General features: G+C 35.4%; 6 protein-coding genes. All 6 read left to right on the forward strand.

Annotated elements, in window-relative coordinates; translation table 11 throughout:
* The first annotated feature begins 996 nt into the window (after positions 1–996).
* Positions 997–2046 (forward strand): substrate-binding domain-containing protein, encoded by a 1050-nt coding sequence (locus E0D70_RS17320; RefSeq protein WP_133013516.1) that lies wholly within the window; start codon positions 997–999, stop codon positions 2044–2046.
* 5 nt (positions 2047–2051) lie between these two features.
* Positions 2052–2864 (forward strand): ATP-binding cassette domain-containing protein, encoded by an 813-nt coding sequence (locus tag E0D70_RS17325; protein ID WP_207923298.1) that lies wholly within the window; start codon positions 2052–2054, stop codon positions 2862–2864.
* Positions 2854–4032 (forward strand): sugar ABC transporter permease, encoded by a 1179-nt coding sequence (locus E0D70_RS17330; RefSeq protein ID WP_133013517.1) that lies wholly within the window; start codon positions 2854–2856, stop codon positions 4030–4032. Before E0D70_RS17325 ends, E0D70_RS17330 begins: the two co-directional genes overlap by 11 nt.
* A gap of 54 nt (positions 4033–4086) precedes the next feature.
* Positions 4087–5073, forward strand: a complete 987-nt coding sequence (locus E0D70_RS17335) for an aldo/keto reductase (RefSeq protein WP_133013518.1) — start codon at positions 4087–4089, stop codon at positions 5071–5073.
* A gap of 23 nt (positions 5074–5096) precedes the next feature.
* Positions 5097–6512: an aldehyde dehydrogenase family protein gene (locus tag E0D70_RS17340; protein ID WP_133013519.1), complete on the forward strand. Its 1416-nt coding sequence runs from the start codon at positions 5097–5099 to the stop codon at positions 6510–6512.
* Positions 6513–6843: 331 nt separating this feature from the next.
* The coding region (gene tnpB, locus E0D70_RS17345) for an IS66 family insertion sequence element accessory protein TnpB (RefSeq protein ID WP_133013520.1) at positions 6844–7024 on the forward strand (181 nt) is incomplete at its 3' end.

The raw sequence follows: 7024 nt of genomic DNA on the forward strand, positions 1-7024 counted from the left end.
ATGCTCTTCAACCATCAGTCTGGCGTATTCATACCTCTGTTTGGGTGTGTAATTTAATCGTGTTTTACGAGGATTAATGGTCATGATTTACTTCCTATATTAAAGTTAATTATAGGCTATAAGACCTTCCAAGATCATTAGACCATTACACTTACGATCAGAACTGTCGCAGCTGAAAACTGCCGCAACCGTTGGCTTATGCCATTAATCCGATCATCAGACGCAAACACCCAGTGTCTTGTCCCTTTAAGAGGGTGTCGCAAAAGGGGTAAATTATTTTATAATTATTGGGACAGCATTAAAGATAAATAGACCAACTATGACGTCAAATTCTCGCCTCAAGGTTCACAGAGAAAAGCAATTCGATTTATTCAGTGAGCGCGGTAACGCCAAGCAGAAAAAAAACAACACGTTTGCAAAATCACGTTGTTTTTGTCGATCCAGATCCTAGCGATTTATACCTTGGAATGGCGCCTCTTAAAGATCATTTAAAACAACTAAAACAAACCTCTCCTCTTATTATTAGGTCTTTTTTATCTGATCACGAACAAATGGTAAATTCGGGTAGAACGGTTCAATCAGGGATTCTAAGTGAATTCACTGTCATCAAAGGTAGGTTAGTGTGACATGGCAAGACTCGAATGTTTAAGCTCAATTATCTCATGAGTGGCACTTATTCACATGTTTGCTAGAAAGATTTTCATGTTGCTTCATTGTGTGTACATGATATATGGATTCAGCGATATCAATGATAATAAAGACAATACTTGTTATTTATTTACTCTGTTTAGGGTGATACAAGCGATGTGCGGGGGAGTTTGCCTCATTGTTTACGTTGTACAGAGGTCGTGAGATACAAATTAAGCGATGAATTTTATATTGAAATATACTCTTCAAACATCTTGATTGCATAAACATCATATGTTTTAATTTTGGTGTCAATTATCTCTTTCTATTGTCAATTACCACTAACAAGAATAATAACTGGAGTTTAAAATGAAAAGACTATTCACAGGACTTACAGCAGCATGTCTTCTATCATCTTCTGTATCTGTTTATGCTGCAGATATGGTTGCATTCTTATTACCCGAAAATATAAACCCTCGCTGGGAAAAACAAGATGCTTTTTTCTATAAACTGCATATGGCTAAATTAGATCCCAGCATTAAAGTTGAAGTCTATAACGCAAATAACAGTACTCAAACACAACAAAATCAAGCTGAACAGGCATTAACTAGGGGGGCTAAAGTACTAGTTGTTGCAGCTGTGGATGGTGATGCCGCAGCAGTTATTGCTGAAACAGCTGCCCAAGATGGTGTTCCTACCATATCCTATGATCGAATGATTAATTCAAAAAATTCTAATTATTGGATTCAATCGGATTTAGTGAAGGTTGGTCGAACTCAAGCTCAAGATGTTGTTGATGCAACAAAGAAAGGCGATACATTAGTTTTATTGAAAGGTTCACCTACTGATTCAGGTGCTAGATCTATGTATAAAGGACAAATGGAAATTTTAGCACCTTTATTCAAATCTGGTGAACGAAAAGATGGTTATGAAAACTGGACTCCAGGTTGGGATATTACATTAGCACGACGTTCAATGGACCAAGCATTAACGAAACTTAATAATAATGTTCAAGGTGTAGTTGCTTCTAATGATGGTAATGCGGCAGCCGCAATTGCAGCTTTAGAGGATCAACATATGGAAGGTATTCCAGTATCTGGTTTAGATGCTACATCTCAAGCTCTACAGTTAATTTTACTTGGTAAACAATCAGAAACTATATGGCGTCCATTTAGTGAAATGGCTGATCTTGCAGCTAAATTAACTGTTTCTTTGATAAATAAAGACGGTAATGCGAATAAACTTTCAAGTACAAAGATAAAAAATGGCGTAGGTCATGAAATGAACTTTATTGAAGTGCCATATAAAGTTGTTAAAACACCTGAAGATGTTGCATATATTATCAAAAATGATATATCCATAACGAAAAAAGATGTTTGTAACTCTTTAACTAAAAATGTTGCTTTTTGTAAAGGATAATAAAAATGGAAAACATGACTAATCCACACTTACAAGTTTGTGGAATTAATAAAAGTTTTGGTAATGTCCGTGCATTATTAGATGTAGATTTTTCTGTAAGGCGTGGAGAAGTCATGGCTCTAGTTGGTGATAATGGAGCAGGAAAGTCTACATTAATGAAAGTATTAGCAGGAGCTTACAGTTACGATTCTGGGGATTTTTTGATTGATGGGAAAAATGTAACAATAAACTCACCAACAGATGCAGCTAATCAGGGTATTCAAATTGTTTATCAGGATTTGGCGCTTTGTGACAATTTAGATGTTATTGATAATTTATCTTTAGGGCATGAGCCAACAAAAGGTGGAATTTATAAATTACTACCTAAATCATTAAGGCCTTTAGATATGTTGAAAATGACTCAAAAGGCACATGCAGCCATTGAAAAACTTAAGGTTAAAACTCTAAGATCAACAAGTTTAGAAGTCGGTGTTTTATCTGGGGGGCAAAAACAAGCAATTGCAATTGCACGAGCCGTTAGCAGTGATTCAAGTGTTGTATTATTAGATGAGCCAACAGCTGCTTTAGGTGTAAGCCAGACTGCTCAAGTTTTAGATATTGTTTCAACATTAAAAAAATCTGGTCATTCAGTTGTATATATTTCGCATAATTTGAAAGATATATTTCAAGTTGCTGATCGTATTACTGTTATGCGTTTAGGTGAACAAATAGCTATTTATGAAACAGCAAAAATAACACCGCAAGAATTAGTTGTTGCTATGACTAGTGGTGTTGAAACTGATAGCCAAGATAAAAAGGACTTAGCTGATGCTTGCTAATAGTGAATTAAAATCAAAAAATATATTTGCTAATATTACTCAATCAAAATTTTCAACATTTTTACCTGTCGCACTTGCATTGATTGTAATATGGTTATATTTCGGTTTGACAACAGATGCCTTTTTCTCAGCCAGAAATTTCTATTATTTATTTCTGCAGTCAACAGTTGTTGCTGTTTTAGCTGTGGGTATCACTATTGTGTTATTGCTCGGGCATATTGATTTATCCATTGCCGCGGTAGCAGGAGTTGGTGCTGCAATTATGGCTGTTCTAGTTTCCCAGTTTGGGATGTCTGCTCCTCTAGCATGTGTTATTGCCATTTTTACTTGTATTTTAATCGGGGTTGTTCAAGGTTTGCTCGTAGCAATTATTGGAATTCCATCTTTTGTTGTTACTCTCGCTGGTTTACTTGGCTTTCAAGGGGTAATGCTTAAAATTTTAGGTAATGATGGTGCAATTAATGTTCGTGATTCTTTTATTCGAGGTATTACAACAGAAACCTTACCGACTACAACAAGCTGGATTATCTTGGCGTTTGTTATTCTTTTTATGATTTATAACGCTTACATAAACTATAAAGAAAGAGCAGCATTGTCATTAGAAGTTGAATCTATTTTCATATCTACTTTAAGAGTATCCATAGTCACACTTATTTCGATTACTTTTGTTTGGGTTATGAATTCATATAGAGGAATTCCTGTAGCAATCGTTATTCTACTTTGTTTGACTTTATTATTTTCATACGTTACTAAAAATACTCCTTATGGCCGGGCTTTATTTGCTGTTGGCGGTAATGAAGAATCTGCGCGAAGAGTTGGTATTTCAATCCAAAAAACAACAATTTATGCATTCGCTATTATTGGTGGGGTTTCTGCTCTAGGAGGTATTATTGCAGCATCTCGGTATGCTTCTGTTTCTTATAATGCTTTTTCTGGTAATTTATTATTGGATGCAATAGGCGCTGCTGTTGTTGGTGGTACATCACTGTTTGGTGGTCGAGGTAGCGTATGGAATGCAATCTTAGGTGCATTAGTAATTGGTTCATTGGGAAATGGTCTGGATTTAACTGGAGCGACCACTGCTGATAAACTAATGGTATCGGCTTTAATATTGGTTTCCGCTGTTGCAATTGATGCGATTTCCAGGAAAAAAGGAAAGAAAGTTTAATTATATTATTGTGACGACTGTATAAAAAAAATAAATTAATATATAGGAGATGAAATGAAAACTTTTTATATCGATGGAATAAATAAGCAGTGTTCAGCAATTGGTATGGGGACGATGATTTTTGGGTTAGATACAAAAGAAAGAGATTTTAAATTACTTGATGCTTTTATTGAAAACGGTGGAACATATATTGATACAGCCGAAGTGTATGGCGTGCCAGAAGAGCATGGATACTCTGAAACTGTTATTGGTGAATGGCTTAATAATAACAAAGATATACGAGAAAAAATAATTCTCTGTTCAAAAGGTTTGATAACGGGCTATTGTGCACCTTTGCATGGTGAGGGTGGTGCTAAAATAACGCCTGAATATATCAAGAGTGCAATTACTGGTTCGCTTGAACGTCTTCAGACTGATTATCTAGATATTTGGATGTTTCATCGTGATGATACAAGTAAAAGTGTTAATGAATTAATGGATGCTTTACATGATGAAGTTACTCAAGGGAGAATTAAGGCATTTGGAGCATCAAATTGGTCTATCGAACGCATTCAAGAAGCGAATCAATATGCGGAATCCAAAGGTCAAGCGAAAATGATAGCATCTTCACCTCAATTTTCACTTGCTATCGCAAAAGAACCATTCTGGCCAGAAACAGAATCAATGGATTTAGAGAAAAGAAAGTGGTTTATAGATAATAAATTTCCATTGATGGCTTGGTCATCTTTAGGTCGTGGTTTTTTTACTCGTGCTGACAGGAATGACTTATCTGATGCTGACCTTGTCCGTACCTATTACAATGATGATAACTTTGAAAGAAAAGAAAGAGCTGAATTATTGGCTAAAGCGAAAGGGTTGACAATGTTTGAGGTTGCTCTTGCTTATATTATAAATCAACCATTCCCTGTCATAGCTCTTAATGGTGCAGAAAGTCCAGAACAGATTGTGTCGTCATCATTAGCATCAGACATCGTTCTTTCAGAAGAAGAATGTGATTGGCTTGATCTAACATCAAACTCAATTCCTAAATCAGTTATTTAGTTTTTATTGTAAGAGGTATCAGTATGTTTGAAAAAAAAATGTATATTAATGGTAAGTTAATTGATTCACCATTTTCTTATGATGTTTTGTGTCCAGCTACAGATAAATTAGTTTCTTCTGTATTCATTGCTGATAAAAATATAGCACAAGATGCATTAGTTGCAGCAGAGTCAGCGAAAAAAAAATGGGCTCAAACGTCTAAAAACGAAAGAGTAAAATGGATGCTTCGTTTGCGAGATGCTGTGATTGAAAATGAAGATGCACTACGTAAAGCTGTCCATTTGGAAACAGGAAAAGTTTGGGGGGAGACGAAAGAAGATGTAGACTCTTTATCTAATTCATTAGCTTTTTATGCTGATATAATTCATGCTCATAAGCCTACACAGATAGTGGATAAAGATGGAACACATACGCATCAATTATCTTATGAACCTGCAGGTGTTGTAGTTGCTTATCTTGCTTGGAATTTTCCTCTTCTTAATTTAGCATTTAAAATTGGACCTGCAATGGCGTCGGGTTGTCCTATCATATTAAAACCATCTCTTAAAACCTCGCTGTCGGCATATATAGTGGGTAAGTTATGTTGTGATATCGGACTGCCTTCTGGTGTTGTTAATATTATTTCTGGCGAAGATTCTGAAATATGTGATTTTATGAGTTCGTCTGAAATTCCATCTGTTTTGACTCTAATTGGCTCTACCGCTACTGGGCTTAAAATTATGAAGTCTGGCTCTAGTACTATTAAGAAGTATTCAATGGAGTTAGGTGGTAATGCGCCCTTTATTGTTTATAAAGATGCAGATTTAGATTTAGCAAGCTCTATTTTAACTTCTTTGAAATACAGCAATTGTGGGCAGATTTGTGTAACACCTAACAGGGTCTTTGTTGAAAAATCGATCGAAAAGCAATTTACTAAACTAATATTAGATAAAACAAAAAATATCAAATATGGTTTTGAAGATGATTCTAATATGGGATCAATGATTGATAAAGATGCAAGAAGTCGTGTCCATAAAACGGTAGAGGAAGCTATAGAGCAAGGCGCAGATTTATTAACGGGCGGTATATTGCCTACTAATTCAGTTGGCGCATTTTATCCACCAACAGTATTGAGTAATACTACTGATAATATGTCTATCCATAAAAAAGAAATATTTGGACCTGTAATCGTATTATCAACATTTGATACTCAAGAGGAAGTAGTTTCTAGGTCTAATGATACAAACTCTGGTTTGACAGCTTATGTGTTTACTAAAGATACTAATAAAGCACAATCAACGGCTGATTTATTAGAATTTGGAGAGGTTCAAATTAATGGGGTCAAATATGGAATTGATCTACCACATGTTGGTATCAAACAATCAGGTGTAGGTTGTGATTGTTCTTCATATGCTCTTGATGACTATTCAGTTCTTAAACGAACTACAGCAGCTCTTTAATTATAGCTAATAGCTAGTTAACCTTTGTATAGTAATTTTTAAATCTCATAAAGTCTGTTGTTTTCTTAATAGGAACAACAGGCTCATATTTACAATATCCTCTCTCACCATTTCACTCGTAATTGTTATTTAGTATGTGTCGGTTAAAGCCCACATAGTAATTCCTTCCAAAAACCATAAAGTTTTTTGTTTTCTCATAATTGGAATGAAAATAAGCGTCAGGCCGTCATCACCTAGACAGGCTTAAATGTGAGCGTCGGCTAAACCCCACATAGTAATCTCTTCCAAAAACCATAAAGTCTTTTATTTTTTAAATTGGAATAAAAGACTCATGTTTACGGCTTCTGATCAACTTAATGTGACCCTCATTTGTGGGCCAACCGATATGCGCAAAGCCATTGATGGGCTATGCAATATCGTCGCGTACGATCTGGAAAAAGAGCCTTGTAGCGAACAGGTTTTTGTCTTTTGCGGTCGAGCGCGCGATAAAGTCAAAATCTTACAATGGGCGT

The sequence above is a fragment of the Marinomonas flavescens genome (assembly GCF_004352835.1).
GTDB lineage: Bacteria > Pseudomonadota > Gammaproteobacteria > Pseudomonadales > Marinomonadaceae > Marinomonas > Marinomonas flavescens.

Coding starts and splice junctions, on each gene's coding strand:
- E0D70_RS17320 (WP_133013516.1), top strand. CDS start 997: ATGAAAAGACTATTCACAGGACTTACAGCAGCATGTCTTCTATCATCT.
- E0D70_RS17325 (WP_207923298.1), top strand. CDS start 2,052: ATGGAAAACATGACTAATCCACACTTACAAGTTTGTGGAATTAATAAA.
- E0D70_RS17330 (WP_133013517.1), top strand. CDS start 2,854: ATGCTTGCTAATAGTGAATTAAAATCAAAAAATATATTTGCTAATATT.
- E0D70_RS17335 (WP_133013518.1), top strand. CDS start 4,087: ATGAAAACTTTTTATATCGATGGAATAAATAAGCAGTGTTCAGCAATT.
- E0D70_RS17340 (WP_133013519.1), top strand. CDS start 5,097: ATGTTTGAAAAAAAAATGTATATTAATGGTAAGTTAATTGATTCACCA.